Annotated in this window: 13 protein-coding genes and 2 pseudogenes; 7 read left to right on the top strand and 8 right to left on the bottom strand. The window is 69.1% G+C overall.

Annotated elements, in window-relative coordinates:
* Positions 1 to 246: 246 nt before the first annotated feature.
* Both ACQP10_RS19075 and ACQP10_RS19070 read left to right on the top strand, forming a co-directional pair.
* A complete protein-coding gene (locus ACQP10_RS19075) occupies positions 247 to 945 on the top strand; it encodes a hypothetical protein (RefSeq protein ID WP_433541861.1) in 699 nt (232 codons plus the stop codon).
* Between the two features lie 2,075 nt (positions 946 to 3,020).
* Positions 3,021 to 3,548, top strand: coding sequence for a hypothetical protein (locus tag ACQP10_RS19070; RefSeq protein WP_433541860.1), 528 nt, complete (start codon positions 3,021 to 3,023; stop codon positions 3,546 to 3,548).
* Here the strand turns inward: ACQP10_RS19070 and ACQP10_RS19065 are convergent.
* The 4 genes from ACQP10_RS19065 to ACQP10_RS19050 form a co-directional block, all read right to left on the bottom strand.
* Complete coding sequence (locus tag ACQP10_RS19065) at positions 3,521 to 3,949, bottom strand: endonuclease domain-containing protein (RefSeq protein WP_433541859.1); 429 nt, start codon at positions 3,947 to 3,949, stop codon at positions 3,521 to 3,523. The genes ACQP10_RS19070 and ACQP10_RS19065 overlap by 28 nt on opposite strands.
* Before the next feature lie 976 nt (positions 3,950 to 4,925).
* Positions 4,926 to 5,408: a hypothetical protein gene (locus ACQP10_RS19060; RefSeq protein ID WP_346021383.1), complete on the bottom strand. Its 483-nt coding sequence runs from the start codon at positions 5,406 to 5,408 to the stop codon at positions 4,926 to 4,928.
* Between the two features lie 396 nt (positions 5,409 to 5,804).
* On the bottom strand, positions 5,805 to 6,461 hold the full coding sequence (locus tag ACQP10_RS19055; RefSeq protein ID WP_433541917.1) for a HAMP domain-containing sensor histidine kinase: 657 nt from the start codon (positions 6,459 to 6,461) through the stop codon (positions 5,805 to 5,807).
* Between the two features lie 37 nt (positions 6,462 to 6,498).
* Positions 6,499 to 7,377 (bottom strand): LysR family transcriptional regulator, encoded by an 879-nt coding sequence (locus ACQP10_RS19050; RefSeq protein ID WP_433541858.1) that lies wholly within the window; start codon positions 7,375 to 7,377, stop codon positions 6,499 to 6,501.
* Positions 7,378 to 7,460: 83 nt separating this feature from the next.
* Here ACQP10_RS19050 and ACQP10_RS19045 point away from each other — a divergent pair, with 83 nt between their 5' ends.
* Positions 7,461 to 7,832, top strand: coding sequence for a DoxX family protein (locus ACQP10_RS19045; protein WP_346021385.1), 372 nt, complete (start codon positions 7,461 to 7,463; stop codon positions 7,830 to 7,832).
* A gap of 232 nt (positions 7,833 to 8,064) precedes the next feature.
* On the opposite strand, the pseudogene ACQP10_RS19040 reads toward ACQP10_RS19045, so the two are convergent.
* Positions 8,065 to 8,664: pseudogene (locus ACQP10_RS19040) on the bottom strand (IS256 family transposase); the annotation flags it as partial.
* 303 nt (positions 8,665 to 8,967) lie between these two features.
* On the opposite strand from ACQP10_RS19040, the gene ACQP10_RS19035 reads away from it, so the two are divergent.
* Positions 8,968 to 10,533 (top strand): glycosyl hydrolase family 18 protein, encoded by a 1,566-nt coding sequence (locus ACQP10_RS19035; RefSeq protein WP_433541857.1) that lies wholly within the window; start codon positions 8,968 to 8,970, stop codon positions 10,531 to 10,533.
* 356 nt (positions 10,534 to 10,889) lie between these two features.
* On the opposite strand, the gene ACQP10_RS19030 is transcribed toward ACQP10_RS19035, so the two are convergent.
* On the bottom strand, positions 10,890 to 11,552 hold the full coding sequence (locus ACQP10_RS19030; protein WP_433541856.1) for a GntR family transcriptional regulator: 663 nt from the start codon (positions 11,550 to 11,552) through the stop codon (positions 10,890 to 10,892).
* On the opposite strand from ACQP10_RS19030, the pseudogene ACQP10_RS19025 reads away from it, so the two are divergent.
* Positions 11,488 to 12,638, top strand: a pseudogene (locus ACQP10_RS19025) (transposase). The gene ACQP10_RS19030 and the pseudogene ACQP10_RS19025 overlap by 65 nt on opposite strands.
* 13 nt (positions 12,639 to 12,651) lie before the next feature.
* On the opposite strand, the gene ACQP10_RS19020 reads toward ACQP10_RS19025, so the two are convergent.
* On the bottom strand, positions 12,652 to 13,311 hold the full coding sequence (locus ACQP10_RS19020; RefSeq protein WP_346021388.1) for a recombinase family protein: 660 nt from the start codon (positions 13,309 to 13,311) through the stop codon (positions 12,652 to 12,654).
* 239 nt (positions 13,312 to 13,550) lie between these two features.
* On the opposite strand from ACQP10_RS19020, the gene ACQP10_RS19015 reads away from it, so the two are divergent.
* Together ACQP10_RS19015 and ACQP10_RS19010 are read left to right on the top strand one after the other, a co-directional pair.
* On the top strand, positions 13,551 to 14,537 hold the full coding sequence (locus ACQP10_RS19015; RefSeq protein ID WP_433541855.1) for a phosphotransferase family protein: 987 nt from the start codon (positions 13,551 to 13,553) through the stop codon (positions 14,535 to 14,537).
* Between the two features lie 253 nt (positions 14,538 to 14,790).
* Entirely contained in the window at positions 14,791 to 15,060 is a 270-nt protein-coding gene (locus ACQP10_RS19010; protein ID WP_346021390.1) for a hypothetical protein, read from the top strand.
* 72 nt (positions 15,061 to 15,132) lie between these two features.
* On the opposite strand, the gene ACQP10_RS19005 is transcribed toward ACQP10_RS19010, so the two are convergent.
* Positions 15,133 to 15,960: a MarR family winged helix-turn-helix transcriptional regulator gene (locus ACQP10_RS19005; protein ID WP_399500810.1), complete on the bottom strand. Its 828-nt coding sequence runs from the start codon at positions 15,958 to 15,960 to the stop codon at positions 15,133 to 15,135.
* Positions 15,961 to 16,045: the final 85 nt, after the last annotated feature.

The raw sequence follows: 16,045 nt of genomic DNA, 5'->3' as shown, positions 1-16,045 counted from the left end.
ATAACTCCGGCCGCGCCATTCCCGACGGCGTTCTGCTTCAACAGGATGAGCCGACACGCCGGATACCTCGGATCAGTGGGACTGCCTCAACTTCAATGAGACAGGACAGACATGTCCGGATGCAGGCCGCCGTCCGGCCCGGCCCTAAGCAAGATCATTTCAATCGGCACGGGCTCCATAATACTAATTATGGAGCCCGGACGATCTCTTTTCCGGAAACTCGAAACGTTTCGCGTTTCCGGAAAAGTGGGGGAGTGCTACGGTGATCGCCATGACCCCGACGCCGGGAGCGAGCAGCGCACCTGCCGGCACCGCGGCGCCTCCTTCGCCCGCCCCCGGACCACCGGCCGGCCGCCCGAGTACTGCCCGGACAAGCCCTGCGCCGCCGAGGCCAAGGCCGCCCGCACCCGCGGCGCCCAGGCCGCCGTCGACGAGCGATTGGCCCGGCTGCGCGACCTGGAGGCCCGGCACGCCCCGGCCCTGCGCGAGCAGATCACCCTCGCCACCGACCAGCTGCGGCTGCTGACCGAGCTGCGCGACGGGCTGCTGGAGCGCAACACCGACCTGGAGCGCGACGCCGTGGCCGCCGAGCAGCGCGCCACCGCCGCCGAGGACCGCGCCGCCGCCCGGGTCGCCGCCGCCGAGCACGCCGCCCTGCGCGATGCGATCGCCGCGGCCGAGCGGGCTCGGGAGGTGGCCGACGCGCAGGCCGAGCGGCTGCGGACCGACCTCGACCAGGCCCGCGCCCAGGCCGCCGAGCAGCACAGCGCGCTGGCCGCCGAACGCGCCACCCACGCTGCCACCCGCGCCCAGGCCGCCGACCTGCGCGGTCAGGTGGACGACCTGCGCACGCAGCGCGAGCGCCTGTATGCCCAGCTCACCACCCAGGCGCGGCCAGCGGCCGATCCCGCGGATCCGGGCCGCGCCGCGGAACCTTCCCCCTGACGCCGGCCAGCGCGATCATGCACACGAAAGGCGGGCAGGGGACGGGCTTGTCGGCCACGGCCCGCCGTCTCACGGAGGGCACGCCGCCCCGCCCCTTCCCGGGCGCCGCCGGATTACCGCCCATACATCCGGTTTCCCGACGGCCGGCGCCCTGAGCGCCCCTCTGCGGCCCGGGTCGGCTCGCGCAGTCCATCACACCGGCCGTCCGCCGTTCGCCCGCCAGCGACTCCCTCAGCGCGTCGAATTTTCGACGAAGATGATCATAAAGACGCTTTCCGCCCTGCCACGGTTCGGTGCCACCGAGATCTGCGCCACCGCACTCAGGAGCGGCGGCCCGCCGGCGACCATGACGAGCGGGCGAGGCGGGCACCCGGGCCGCTCCCCTGCGGCGCGCGGACGACACGATGAAGATCAAAACGGTGTGGTCACGCCGCACTCTTACGGACTTTTTGCGGACCCCACGGCGCTGACCTCGGCATATTCCAGCTAGCGCTACAACTATAGTTGTAGGTCTCCTACAACGCGTTCCGGAAACGCCCCTAAACACGAGAAGAAAGGCGCCGGGACTCCTCAAGAATTGCTAAACTCCAGTGAGCTCGATGACCTTCGACTCTCCGTCGCATGCGGCCGCCTTCCATTGAGACGGCCGAGTGGGACCGTGGCCGTCTTCGCGGAGGCAACCGCCTCCAGGGGACCGGTCCCAGAAACGGAGCACCGATGGCTCACGAGCCGGGGCAACCAGATGACCAGGAGAAGTGGCTGTGCCTGGGGCTACAGCTGATACTGATCCTGCTGGACTGGTTGCTCAACGGGGGCGGGCCCTGCTAACAGGCCCGGCCCCCGCCTGATGAGGCAGCGGGTCCCCGTTCTTGGCTGCACCCCGGTTCGGGGCCCGTCTGTCTTCTCTCCTAAGCGTAGTACACGAAGCACGGTTGTAGGTTTCGTTGCGCTAATCCTACCGCAACACGCTTTGGGATTATTCTCCGCGGAAGCGAATCGGCAATATGATCCGCTATCGCTAACGTCTTAACACTCATCTCTTATCACTAGCTTCTCATCTTCCATCTTTGCCATCCCGTCTTGCGATCCGCAAAAGGATAGCTACGCGCCGGCGTTCGCCGAATCCTTCCACCGACTCCGCCACGAATCGGAACACCGTCATCCGCAGAAGGAATGGTTAGGAATCGGCAGGGGCATCACCGAAGCAATTGCCACCCCTCTGACCTGCGGCGATACCATTCCCGCCGGGCGGCAGGAGGCGCGGCGATGATCGTCGACGGCTCGGGAACCTGCCTCGGAGGAGGAATCGGTTCAGGGATCGGCACCGCCCACGGCGAGCGGCGCCCTGCCCGCCACGGACACGGCGGGCGGCGGTCACCGGCGGGGGAGACGGGGGAATCCGGAGGCGACGATGCGGGGCGGATCAGCTCCGGCGTGCAGGACACCGGCGGCGTGCCCCACGGTCGGATGGCGAACCTCCGCGGGCGCGCCGGTGGCCCGCCGCACCCTCGCCAGTGCCGGCATCCCCTTCTCCCGGGGTTTCGGCCCGCGCCGCCGATGGCGGCGCCGACCAAGAGGACGGCCAGCACGATCCACCAGGCCGCGGCCCGCGGCGGGCATAACGCCGGAGGGACCGGCGCGGGATCGTGTTGCGAGCGGGCAGCACGGCGGCGCGGCAGTAACGGCATGCCTCCCATTCCAGCGGCCTGTGGCCTGCCATCGCCTCGTGCAACGCCTGATCGTTACCGGCGGCGCATTTCGCGAGCGCACCTGCCGCTGCAGGTGAGGGTGGCGGCCACGTGGGAGATGCGGGACCGCAGCCCTCGCCGGTTGGCCGCTTGCCTGCGGGTGCCGGATGCGTGACGAGGCGACCGAGCACCGAAACCCGCGTGGAACCGGGTTGACGATTGCTAGGCCTCCGATCACTTTTGGGGGAGGGGTGTCCTCCCGCATCGGCCCGCCGGTAATGAAGCGATGCTCCTGCACACCATCGGTCCACTGCGCGCGGGTCCTGACGTTCGTCGTGTCGCCGACGCGATACGTGGACTCCATGTTCGATCCGCAAGGAGGACGCCATGTCGCGACGAAGCACCCTGCTCCTCGGCCCGTTATCCACCATCCTCGCGCTGCTGCTGATGACCGCGCTGCCGCAACCCGCCCAGGCGTACACGCAAAGGACCTACGTCACGGTGGCGCAGGGATCCTCCTACTGCGTCCAGGCCACGGCAGGCATCGACCACCTTACGCCGGGTGTCTGGTCCGCGAACCAGGCGTGGGGGGCGGCCTACGCACTGGAGGCGGACTGCGTCACCCCGAAGGTCATGCAGGCCAGGGTCAGCGTGGAGCTCTGGCAATGGGATGGAAGCCACTGGCACTGGTTCATGGGGGGAGCGGGCTACTGGATGGAGGGAAAGACGGGCTCGGACGCCTGGGGCCCCACCGGGCCGGGCTATGGCATGGACTACACCAGTGTGCGTCGCCTTGGCGGTCCTGGCTGGTACCGGACGAAGGTAGAAGCACAGGTCTCCGTCTGGGACCCCTTCGCCGCCCGCTATATCTGGAAGGGCGGCACCCTCTATTCGGGCGACGAGTGGGTGGAGTGAGCCCCCGTCCGGGCGTGTGCGGCCTCGCGGATCACGAGAGGGCTTCCTCCTCCCACCCATGGCTCGCGAGCGGGGCCGGGCGGTGGAGACCGGAGCCCGGGCCGTGGGCGGCGACGATCTCGTTGACAGCGTGGTTGGGATTGTCCGGCCACAGAGGTCGGCGGCCATTGGCAGTACAGGGCGAGCGCGGGTGAGATGTCGGTGTACCGGCTCAGCGCCATGTGCGGGATTCCGGACAACGCCTTGCGGTTACACGAACGGCAGAGCAGACCACGCACCAGACCTGTGGTGTGGTCGTGGTCGACCACCCTCTCATTGTCAGGAACGCGGCATAGTGCGCACCGGTTGTGGTGGGCCTTCGTGAACGCACGCCACGCCTGCTCCTCGGGCAGGCCGGACAAGTCCGGCAGGGTAGCGCGCCACCTGACGTAGGCGAGCAATGCTTTGCGCTGCTCCCGCCGACGTCCGGCTTCCCAGCATGGGCATCAGCTGACGAACGGACCCCCGCCATGTCCGCCCCGCCGCCCCCCGGCCCGGCCGCCCCCCGGATCGAGCCGGCCGAACCGGCCACCCTGCCCGCGGGCGTGATGCGCGTCCGTGACGGGGTGCCGTTAAGAACGGTGTCACCAACCGCCAACGGCAACGTTTTCGCAGATCAGAACGGTGTGCCCCCCTAGAGGCATCGAAGACGCCGACCCCGTCTCGGCATCTCCGAGGCAAGCCGCTGACCTGTGCCTTCTCTCTCGTCTGCGGTTGGTGACACGGTTCTTAACGGCACCCCTACTACCGCGCCGTCTTCACCGACCAGGCCCCTACTCCCGAATGGGCACGCACCCTGGTGTCACACCTGCTGCCGGACTGACCACACCCATACCGTCACCCCCCGACCGGGCGAACATGTGCGGCAGGTCGTAGGCGCACACCGGCCTCCGGGGAGGATCGGACAACCGGATTTTGGCGCTACGCACGACGAGCGCATCCGGTACAGGCAGCAACGCGCCGGACGACGCAGAACCAGTTCTCAGCGCCTGCGTCGCCGGGCCGCGGGGTCGTGCTCGGCAGTGATGTGGGCGGAGGTCTCCTCGCCCAGGCGGACGTAGCGGCCGAGGCTTGCCAGGTGCTGGTGGCGGGACTTGGCCTGCAGCTCCGGCGCGGTCCGCCCCGCCTCCGCGAGATGTTGCAGCGCACTGTGGCGCAGCTGGTGCAGGGTCCAGCCTTCGCCGTGCGGGTCGAGCGGGGCTGAGGCGGTCTTGAACAGGTATTCGGCGCGCAGGTAGGACAGCCGACCTCGCCCGGTGGCGGGGCAGAGGTCGGCGGCCGCCGTGAGCAGATCGCCGCGAAGACCTTGGCGACGTCGGCCGCGCTCGCCGGGCGCAATCAGACCTGCACCGGCGACGCGTCCAGGAACGGGTTCGCCTGCCGGGCCAGCGCCCCCGCCAAGGTCTCCACGCCCAGCTCCAGGTCCGACTTGGCCAGCGTCGCCTCGATCGTGCCCGCGGCCAGCTCATCGGCCAGCGCCAAGATGACCGTGTTGCTCGCCGCGAACGCCTCCACCGCGGCCACGTACTGATCGACCTTCGCAGCCTCGGCGGCCGTCAGGTCCTGAGCCTGCCAGCGCTCGCCGGTCTCGACCCACAACCACATGTCATCGCGCTGCTCCCCGAACACTTGCTTGATCCGCCCGACGGTGTGGTCGTCCAGCAGATGCAGAGCGCGCCGCGCCGGCTCCATAGTCCGCAACTGATCGCGGTTGGCACCCAGCTGCTCCAGCACGACTGCGGTCATCATGTCCACGTCGCTCACCGGCCGCCACTCGGGCTCGCCCCGGCCATCCCGGCCGCCGCCATCACCACGCGCCATGCCTCAGATCGTCCCAGACCCCCACCAGCCGCCCGCCGCACCTTCACCACATCGAGACCCAGGGCTGCCGCCCACACCGTGATCATTATCAGCGCCAACCCCGTCTGTGCGATGGAACGGAATCCGGCGTCAACCACGTCCGGAAGATCCCAGCGGCAGGGGGTCACTGACCTGGGAGAACCCCGTTAACGCCGGATTCCGTTCCAAATCTCTCTGACCTCCGTCCTCAACCCGGGCAGCCCGCAAGCGGCGGCATTGGCGTCCTTGACCTCACGGCCAGCGTCCCTGGATTGATTCCCGAACAAGATCAACGCCGTTTGGGGCTCATGACACGTTTCTTACCGGCACCCCTTGAAGCGGCAGACAGCGTGTGTCCATTTTCTCGAGCAGGCCGCGTCACGAGACGTCGGGAACGGAGGGCAGGTCGAGCGTGGACAGCGCGCCGCCTTCGGGCGGGTTGGTGAAGGTGAGGCGGGCACCCAGTACGGCGGCCTGGCCCGCGGCGATGGTCAGGCCCAGCCCGTGGCCCGTAGTGGCCGGGTCGCCGCCTTTACGGAAACGCATCGGTCCGTCGCGCAGCAGGTGGCCAGGGAAGCCGGGGCCGTGGTCGTGGACGGTGATGCGGGGGCCGTCCACGACCACGGTGATCGGGGGGCGGCCGTGCCGGACGGCGTTGGTGAGCAGGTTGGCCAGGATACGCTCCAGGCGGCGCGGGTCGGTGGCGACCACGGTGCCGGTGTGGACGTGCACCTGCGCGTCGGGGGCGAAGGCGGCCGTCCGGCGTGTGGTGAAGTCGCCGAGGGCGACGTCGGTCAGGGCGGGGCGTTCGGTGGCGGTGGTCAGGCCGGTGAGCGGGGTACGCAGCTCGTGGGCGATGTCGGCGGTGACCCGGCGTTCGGCCTCCAGCCGGGCCTGCAGGGCCTCGGCCATGGCGTCGACGGCGTGGGCGAGTTCGGCGGCCTCGTCGTGGGAGCGGCCGCCGATCGCCGCGCCGACCCGGACGGTGTGATCACCGGCGCTGACGTGGCGGGCGGCGGCCGCGGCCCGCCGCAGCCGGCGCGGCAGCCGCCCGCCGACGGCGATCCCGGCGTCAGGGTCGGGCGAGACCGGAAGCGAGCTCGTCGCGGAGGCGGCTGACAGCCTCCTTATCGTCGTGGCCGCGCCAGGCCAGTGCGATGCGGTGGCGGGGGGCAGCCTGGAGAGGGCGCCAGACCAGCTCAGGATGGGTGGCCTTGGCCGCCGGAACCAGCGAGACCAGATCAGGCTCGGCGGTGAGCAGCAGGACGATGGCGCTGAGCCGCCGGCTGTGGCATACCTGGACCTCGGGCCGCCACCCGGCCGCAGCACAGGCGTCCAGCACGTAGTCGTGGTAGCCGGGGGCTTCTTCGCGGTCGAACCAGAGCAGGTGCTTGCCGGCGAGATCGTCGGCCGTGAGCTGATCCGGCAGACGATGCCGTCTGCCGGTGATCACGCCAAGGGGTTCGTCGACCAGACGTAGCAGGTGCAGGTCCGTGTGGCCCACGGGCTCGAGCATGAGGCCGAGATCGAGCTCGTCCCGGCCCAGCAGATCCGCTTGCTCCGCGGAGGTGGCGTCGTGGAAGGCGATGCTCACACCCGCGGCACCGGCGGCGAGCCGTATCCGACCGAGCAGACCGGGGCCGATCCCCGTGGACAACCCGATCCTGAGCGCGGGCAGGGAGCCGGAGGCGAGGTCCCGAATGTCACGCAGGCTTCGCTCGGAAAGGGCGAGCAGGCCGCGGGCCGCGTCGAGCGCTGCCGCCCCTGCGGGGGTCAGCCGCACACCACGTGGGGTGCGCTCCAGGAGGGTGGCACCGACCGCCTTTTCCAGGGCCTTGATCTGCTGGCTCAGCGACGGCTGGGCGATGTGCAACCGGCGGGCCGCCCGGCCGAAGTGGAGTTCTTCGGCCACTGCTTGGAAATATCGCAGCCGGCGCAGGTCCCATCCCATTCCGGCCATGATAGGTCCAGCCTATCGGGCGGGTGGAAAGTGGTCTTGGACAGTACTGCGGGCGATGAGCTGCACTAAGGGACATGTCTCTTGTTCTGTGGGTATTCCAGGCGCTACTGGCCGTGTTGTTCCTTATCGCCGGCGGGCTCAAGATCGTCGCGCCGCTGGAGGCCATCAGCGGGCTGATGCCGTGGGTGGAGGACTTCCCCCGGCTCCAGGTGGCGGGTATCGGGATCATCGAGGTGTGCGGTGCGGCGGGCCTGGTCCTTCCCGGGATGACCCGAATTGCGCCCGTACTGACACCGCTGGCGGCGATCGGCTTCGTGATCCTCATGGCCGGTGCCACGGTCACGCACCTGGGAAGAGGCGAGGCACACCTGATCGGGGGAAACCTCGCCGTGATCGTCATCGCCGCGATCGTCGCGTGGGGGCGTCTCCGCTCGTGGCCGCTCTGAATCTCCGAGCCCATGCACGATCCTGGCGAGCGCTGATCCCGCTGGCCGAGCAGGATCGCCGCCTCTGGAAGAGGTCTCGCTAGTAGGGGTGTCGGTAAGACTGCTGTCACCAGGTACACGCGATTGCGTTAGTGCAGGTCAACCCTCTTGCTTCGCGGCCGAAACGTCCCGGAGCTCCTATGGCTGCGGCGGGGTCTGTCCAGTAATCGGTGTATCTTGATCTTGGTTGGTTTCAGCGGGCGGTCGGGGTCAGGCGGCCGTCGAAGGCGTTCAGGGCGGCCTTCCAGCGGGTGATCCAGCGTTTGCGGCCCTTGCCGATCGGGTCCAGGCTCGTGATCGCCATGTAGACGCACTTGAGCGCGGCCTGCTCGTTCGGGAAGTGGCCGCGGGCCTTGACCGCCCGCCGGATGCGGGCGTTGACGGACTTGATGGCGTTGGTCGAGCAGATCACCCGGCGGATCTCGGTGTCGAAGTTGAAGAAGGGCACGAACTCGGCCCAGGCGTCCTCCCACAGCTTCACGATCGCCGGATACTTACCGCCCCAGACCTCGGCGAACTCCATGAAGCGCTCCAGCGTCGCGGCCTCGGTCGGGGCGGTGTAGACCGGCTTGAGGGCCTTGGCGATGGCGTCCCAGTGCTGGCGGGCGGCATACCGGAACGACGCGCGCAGCAAATGAACGACGCACGTCTGGACGACGGCCTGGGGCCAGACCTGCTCAATGGCCTGCGGCAGGCCCTTGAGGCCGTCGCAGACCACCATCAGCGCGTCCGCCACGCCGCGGTTCTTGATCTCGGTCAGCACGTGCAGCCAGAACTTCGCGCCCTCGCCGCCGGCGGGGCCCGTCAGTGTGCGGCCCCCTCGCGGCGAGAGACGGCCCTCCCGGTGGACGAAAGAGCCGCCGTCCGGTCGACATCGAGCGGCCGGGGTGCGCGGGCACAGCGGTCACCCGGAGAACAAGCACGCCGACGCCCCTCTGCGTGAGAGGCCTCCGTGGCGCCGGTACCTGCGCCACCGTAGACAATTGGCAGGTTTCTTTACAATAATGAGGCTCGCGCACCCCCATCATCGCGGCCTTCCATGCCCTGCGCCGCGCCCGTCAAAGCCCGGTCTCCGGGCTGGAGAAGGGTTGTCCAGATGACGCGAATACCGCGCCCGCTCGTGCTAGTCGTCTCATTACTGCTCGCGACCCTGGGTGTTCTGATCACCCAGACCTCGGCCCGCGCGGCCAACCTGCTCACGAATCCGGGCTTCGAAACCGGCGCCCTGTCACCCTGGTCCTGCACCGGCGGGCTGGGGTCCGTGGTCGCCTCCCCCGTCCGTTCCGGCACGAAGGCGCTCGCAGGCGCCGCCGACTCCTCCGACACCGCCCGGTGCAGCCAGTCCGTGTCGGTCCGGCCGAACACCGCCTACACGCTGACCGCCTGGGTCCGCGGCGGCTACGTGCACCTCGGCGTGAACGGCGGCGGCTCCACCTGGACCTCCTCGCCCTCGGCGTACAGCCAGCTCACGGTCCCCTTCACCACCGCGGCCAACCAGACCACCGCCGTGGTCTACCTGCACGGCTGGTACGGCCAGGGCACGTACTACGCCGACGACGTCAGCTTCGACGGTCCCGGAATCCCGCCCACCCCCACCCCAACTCCCACCCCCACGATCTCGCCCACGCCCAGCCCCACACCCACGGTCTCGCCCACCCCCACCCCCACCCCCACTCCTACTCCCACGCCGACGCCGACGGGCGGCACGACGTGCCCGGTGAAGTCGAAGCCCTCGGGGAAGGTCCTGCAGGGTTACTGGGAGAACTGGGACGGCGCGATCAACGGCGTGCACCCGCCCTTCGGCTGGACGCCGATCACCGACCCCCGCATTCGCCAGCACGGCTACAACGTGATCAACGCGGCGTTCCCGGTCATCCGCTCCGACGGCACCGTGCTGTGGGAAGACGGCATGGACGCCACCGTCAAGGTCGCCACCCCGGCCGAGATGTGCCAGGCCAAGGCGGCGGGCGCGACGATCCTGATGTCCATCGGCGGTGCGGCCGCCGGCATCGACCTCAGCTCCAGCGCCGTCGCCGACCGTTTCGTCGCCACCGTCGTGCCGATCCTGAAGGAGTACAACTTCGACGGCATCGACATCGACATCGAGACCGGCCTCACCGGCAGCGGCAACATCAACCAGCTCTCCGCCTCCCAGACCAACCTCATCCGCATCATCGACGGCGTGCTCGCCCAGATGCCGTCCAACTTCGGCCTCACCATGGCACCCGAGACGGCCTACGTCACCGGCGGCAGCGTGACCTACGGGTCGATCTGGGGCGCTTACCTGCCGATCATCAAGAAGTACGCGGACAACGGCCGCCTGTGGTGGCTGAACATGCAGTACTACAACGGCAGCATGTACGGCTGCGCCGGCGACTCCTACTCCGCCGGCACGGTGCAGGGCTTCGTCGCCCAGACCACCTGCCTGAACAACGGGCTGGTCATCCAGGGCACCACTATCAAGGTTCCCTACGACAAGCAGGTCCCCGGCCTGCCCGCCCAGCCTGGCGCCGGCGGCGGATACATGTCGCCCTCGCTGGTCTCCCAGAGCTGGAACAGCTTCAGCGGCGACCTCAAGGGGCTGATGACCTGGTCCATCAACTGGGACGGCTCGAAGAGCTGGACCTTCGGTGACAACGTCAAGGCGCTGCAGGGCCGCTGAGACGCGTCTTCGAAAGCATCCAGGTCGTGCCCATGTCCGGGTGATTCGCCGTCGTGAAAACCGACCGGTCAGGAGCCGTCGTGAACTGACCGGTCAGGAGTGGGAGATCCTCCAAAAGCCGCTCCCGCCAGGATGGCCGGGCCGTCCTGGCGGGACGATCGCCGGGTGCCGAACGGCATCGTGTGGAGACTCCGTACCGGCGGCGGCCCGGCGGAATGCGCCCGAGCCGGCACGGCTCCCGCCGGTCGCCGCACACCCGGTCTCGTCGCCGGGCGCAGCATGGCACCTTCGTCGCCATGTTGCGCGCCGGCATCGGCGGGGCGCCGGCCGAGGCCGCGCGGGCGCCTCTTCGACCATCAGGGACGCGCGTTCGCCGGGGGATCGTCGCCGAGGTAGGTCTCGATGTGTTCCATGGCGACGCGGTCCACTTCTTCCGCCGTGCCGGACCGCAACGCGGCGAGCAGCGCCCGGTGTTGCCTGGGGATCTCCCCGGGCGAAGGGTGCGAGGGCGCGTCTCGGACGAAGTAGGCGCGCACTCGGGGCTGGATGGTGCGCCAGATCTGGAGCGCCTGGGTGTGCCCGCTCGCGGCGATGACCGCCTCGTGAAACGCCACGTCGAGGTCCGCCAGGCGCTCCGGGGACGCCCCGCTCGCGGCGGCGTCGGACATCTCCTCGACCAGCCGCTCGAGACGGCCGAGCAGCTCGGATGAGCGGTTCTCGGCGACCTCGCGGAAGGCGAAGCGCTCGATGGTCAGCCGGATCGGCACCAGGACCTCTCGTACCTCGCGCTGCGAGATCCCGGCGACCTCGGCCCCCCGGTAGGGGTGGGTCACCACGAGCCCCTCCTGCTCCAGGATCATGATCGCCTCTCGGACGGGGCCGCGGCTGACTCCGGAGCGAGCCGACAGCTCTCGCTCGACCAGGCGGTCTCCCGGTTTCATCTCGCCGGTCGCGATGGCCTGCCTGAGCCAGTTCAAGATCCACTCCCGCCGTGACGCCGGTGGCGTCGATGTCGGCATCGAGCTCGGCACGAACGTGGGGATTAGACGCGTCGCCGACGGCGGCCGCCACGGGGAGAGCGAGGCCGCGCTGCGCGCCACCCGGCATCTGTTCGTCAACCACGACAACCTGCGCGCCGCGATCGCCACGCTGGTGAACGCCACCTTGAGGATGCGGGATCCGCTGTGGTGGGGCAACGGGACCGCGTGCGCGTCGGATTCGAAGAAGTTCGGGTCGTGGTCGTCGAACCTGATGACCGAGTACCACGCCCGGTACGGCGGCCCCGGCGTCATGATCTATTGGCATGTGGATCGCAAGTCGGTGTGCGTCTACTCCCGGCTGCGCTCCTGCAACGCCTCCGAGGTCGCCGCGATGATGGAAGGTGTGCTGCGGCACTGCACCGACACCACCATCGACCGCCAGTACACCGACAGTCACGGCCAATCCCTGGTGGGGTTCGCGTTCTCCTACTTGCCGGGGTTCAAGCTGCTGCCGCGGATGAAGAGGATCGCCCACCAAAAGCTGGTGAAGATCGACGCCGGCGACCAGGTCCCGGCCTGCTTGGAGGGCATGGTGGCCGACAAGCCGATCGATTGGGAGATCATCGCCCAGCAGTACGACCAGATGGTCAAGTACGCCACCGCGCTCAGGTTGGGCACGGCCGAGGCTGAGCAGGTGCTGGCCGCTTCACTCGCGGCGGCCCCAAGCACCCCACCTATAAGGCCATCGAGGAACTCGGCAAGGCGGTCAAGAGCGTGTTCGTCGCCTCCGAGGGGCTGCGCCGGGAGATTCACGAGGGTCTGCAGGTCGTGGAGAACTGGAATTCGGCCAACACCGCCCTGTTCTACGGCAGCGCCGGCACCCTGCCGGGCAGCGACAAGGAGCACCAGGAGGTCTCCATGCTCAGCCTTCACCTGCTCCAGTCGGCGCTGGTCTTCATCAACACCTTGCTGGTTCAGTCCGTCCTGAAGGACCCCGCCTGGCAGAAGAAGATGACCGACGCCGACAGGCGAGGACTCTCGCCCCTGTTCTGGTCCAACGCCAACCTGTACGGCACGATCGACATCGACATGGGCCGCCGTCTTGACCTCGACCTGGTCGCCTGACCCTTCCCGTTGATCACGCCGATGGCCGGGGCGGGACGCCCTGACCGGGTAGCAGATCGGCCAGGGCGGTTCGTACGGCCGCCCGGCTCACCCCGTGAGCCCGTGCCAGGGCCGCGATCGAGGCACCCTCACCGAAGGCCGCCCGCACGTCCTCGCGCTGGTCACCGTCCAGCGCGGGCGGGCGCCCGCGGTAGCGGCCTTCGGCCTCGGCGGCGGCGATCCCCTCGACGGTGAGCTCGTTCTGGATGTCACGCTGGAACTGGCCGACGGCGGTGATCACATTGATGATGACGGCGGTGGTGGCGTCTTCGGCGGCGAGGTCGTGGAAGTTCGACAGCGGCCCGGACAGCACGCGCAGGGCGACGCCACGGGCTTGGCACCAGTTGCGGACGGCGTGGATGTCGAGCAGGTCGCGGCAGAGCCGGAACAGCTCCGAGACCGTCAGGGTGTCGCCGGGGTGGGCCTTGGCGGCGATCTTGCCGAACGCGGGCCGGTCAAGGGCGGGGATCTTGGAGGTGATGGCTGGGTCCTCGAAGAGGAGGACGCCGTCGGCGGGCCGGAATCCCTCGGCGACGCCTTCGGTGCGCACAAGTAGGCCTGCCTCGGTGAGGATGTGGCGTTGGCGCAGCAGGGACTGGGTCGCGGTGGAGACGCGGGAGTAGACGATCTGCACCGGGCTCTCCTCGGGAAGGATCGGAGCCCGATCCTCCTGTCGGAAAAACCTGTCGTCAATTCGTGTGCGGAACCGGCCGTCCGATGTCACGGTTCGTCACTTGATGTCCGGTTTTTGTGAGGGCTTGTGGGGCCCGGTCAGAGGGTGTCGTTAAATCTTCCAATCCCGACACCCCTGCGAAGGCACGGCAGCGCGATCGTGGTGCGTCGGCGTCTCGACGTCTTCATTAGGTTGTGGGGATGCGGAGATTCGCGGAGATCGAAGACCTGTCTGGACTTGTGCGTGAGGCGCTGGGTTCGGGGTGCCGTGTTGTCGCAGTGGACCGGTTGCGCGGGGGGAGCAAGAAGGGCGTGTACCGGGTCCGCGTTGATGGAGCTGGCGTGGCGAGCGTGGTCGTGTACAGCTGGGCCGAGACGGAGAATTTCTGGCCTGCCGCGCAAGAGGTCGGCACCGCCGACCCACTTGCGCCGGCGTCCGGCCTGCTAGCTTTCCTGGCCGCGCAGCGGAGCCTAAACAGACTTGGAGTGCGGGTTCCACGACTACTCCTGGCCGATGACAGCCGGCACCGCTATCGGGCGGACGTCGCCGTAGTCGAGGACGTCTGTGGCGGCCCGCTCGAGGGGCTCTTCGACACCGATCCCGCGCGTGCGGCGGTCGCCCTGGGTGACCTCGCCGGGATGCTCAAGGTGATGCACCGCCACCACTCCCCACGGTATGGCCGGGTGGACCTGCTGGAGCAGGGCGTCACAGCGGGTGGCGCCTCGTGTGAGGCTCTGGTGCTCGAACGCGCGTTGCGGGACCTGGAGGAGGCGGCGGACCGGGCCGGCAGGATCGCGGCAGCGACCGGAGCGTTGGGCGACCGGCTGCGGGAACTGGCTGTCCGGGTGACCCCGCGCGCGGAGTACGGGCTGATCCACTCAGAGCTGGGTCCTGACCACGTCCTGGTCGACGGTGACGGGCACGCTGTATTGATCGACATCGAGGGGCTGATGTACTTCGACGTGGAGTGGGAGCACGTCTTCCTCCGGCTCCGCTTCGGCGAGCGATACGCGGCACTGTCCCAGCCCGGTCTCGATCCGCAACGCCTCGATCTGTTCATGCTCGCGATGCGCCTGTCACTGGTGGCCGGTCCGCTGCGCCTCCTCGACGGAGACTTCCCCGACCGCTCGTTCATGCAGTCGATCGCCGAGCACAACACCGAGGAGGCCCTGGCGCTCCTACCGTGAGACCGCTATGAGGTCTGCGAGGCACCACGGTGCCATCAAGACCTACCTTGGGGCTGGGGCCAGCTTCGGGAGCGGAGGGCCCACAGGGACGGGGAGGTGTCGACTGAGACCGAGCCGCTGCCCAGCTGCATGCCGAGCACGTTCTTCCAGTAGTAACTGGCGAGGTAGGTCCGCTGTCCCTGCCGGACGCACGGCGCGGCGGCGGCCTGTGTGGTTTGACGGGCCGTGTGAGGAGTACGCCACGTGGTTGCGCGTGAGCAGGCGCATCGGCAAGGAGTTGAATCCGCACGGCGCCCCCACGCTGCGGTCGGCCGCCTCCGACGTGCGCACCGTCCTGGCCGGACCCGATCCCGGGTTCAGCGGCCGCGCCTGGGCATGGGCCCCCGACGAGAGCGCCCACTCCGACGTGTTGTCGAGCGGGCTGGTCGCCCGCGAGCGATCCGGCCGCGACGTCCTGTACATGACGACCGCCCTCGGGGCGTCTTTGCTCGGGACGATTCAGGCATCTACGCCAGGCGGGTGATCCCGCGCAACGACCTGCTCACCTCGGTGGCCGGGCTGGGTCGTGGCCGTCCCGGCAGCTTGATGCGCCCGCTCAGTTGTCGAAGGCCCATACCGCGGCGGCGATCGGCTCGAGCCCCGCGGCCAGCTCGTCGAACTCGTCCGCACTGAGCACGTCGTACGCCGGCGCGGCCAGCTCGTCGGTGAGCGCCTCGATCCGCTGCCTGGTCTCCCGGCCGGCGTCGGTGAACCCGCCGGCGGCGTCCACGAGGCCGCGGCCGCGCAGCCCGTCCACCACGGCGGTCAGCCGTGCCTTGGGCAGGTGGTGGATCCGGCCGAACTCCTCCGCCCTCATTCCGAGGGAAACAGCCATGAGGACGTGGGCCTCGGTGCCGCCGATGCCGTGGGCGAGAAGGGCGGCGTTGTGGCCGTCCCCGCGGTGCTCCCGCAGCAGCGTCGCCGCGTGCCAGAGCCTGGCCACCGGCTCCTCGGGCACGTCGAGCGCCCGCAGCCCGGCGTACAGTGGCCGGCCCTCGGTCGGCGCGCTGACCGCTGCTCGGGTGGCGAGGTCGGCGGCCCGCACCAGACCGGGCGAGTCGGCGAGCTCTCCGATCATTTGCCGCAGGGCCGCGGCGCTGCCCCGTTCGCGCACGGTGATTGCCTCCTGCGGGGTGATCTTTCCCCACACCCAGGGGATGTGGCGTGCCACCTCGCCGTCGGCGAAGTTGTAGAAGACCGCGTGTACCACCGCAGCCGGTGCCGGCCCCAGCGGTGCGGCCCGGCCCGCGAAGTATCCGTCCCAGTAGTTGCGCATGCCGAGGGCCAGGAACGCCTCGTTCACCACCTCGGAGAAGGTGACGGTGGCGATCGGCTCGACGAGCTCGAACATGCGGTGGATCTTGGCCTGTGGGTGCTGCTGCATCGGTCGGCATCTCCCTTGGTCGTGACAGCTGGTCGTGACAGCTGGTCGTGACAGCGCCCTCGTGGGCGACCGTTCACCCTGGCTA

This window comes from Streptosporangium sandarakinum (assembly GCF_050942225.1).
GTDB classification, from domain to species: domain Bacteria; phylum Actinomycetota; class Actinomycetes; order Streptosporangiales; family Streptosporangiaceae; genus Streptosporangium; species Streptosporangium nondiastaticum.
The sequence above is the reverse complement of the archived record's forward strand: the minus strand, read 5'-3'. Positions and strand labels throughout refer to the sequence as shown.

Excerpts from the sequence above, each read along its gene's own strand:
- ACQP10_RS19070 (WP_433541860.1), top strand. The coding sequence starts at position 3,021 with ATGTCGCGACGAAGCACCCTGCTCCTCGGCCCGTTATCCACCATCCTC.
- ACQP10_RS19060 (WP_346021383.1), bottom strand. The coding sequence starts at position 5,408 with ATGGCGCGTGGTGATGGCGGCGGCCGGGATGGCCGGGGCGAGCCCGAG.
- ACQP10_RS19050 (WP_433541858.1), bottom strand. The coding sequence starts at position 7,377 with ATGGGATGGGACCTGCGCCGGCTGCGATATTTCCAAGCAGTGGCCGAA.
- ACQP10_RS19045 (WP_346021385.1), top strand. The coding sequence starts at position 7,461 with ATGTCTCTTGTTCTGTGGGTATTCCAGGCGCTACTGGCCGTGTTGTTC.
- ACQP10_RS19035 (WP_433541857.1), top strand. The coding sequence starts at position 8,968 with ATGACGCGAATACCGCGCCCGCTCGTGCTAGTCGTCTCATTACTGCTC.
- ACQP10_RS19030 (WP_433541856.1), bottom strand. The coding sequence starts at position 11,552 with ATGCCGACATCGACGCCACCGGCGTCACGGCGGGAGTGGATCTTGAAC.
- ACQP10_RS19015 (WP_433541855.1), top strand. The coding sequence starts at position 13,551 with ATGCGGAGATTCGCGGAGATCGAAGACCTGTCTGGACTTGTGCGTGAG.
- ACQP10_RS19005 (WP_399500810.1), bottom strand. The coding sequence starts at position 15,960 with ATGCAGCAGCACCCACAGGCCAAGATCCACCGCATGTTCGAGCTCGTC.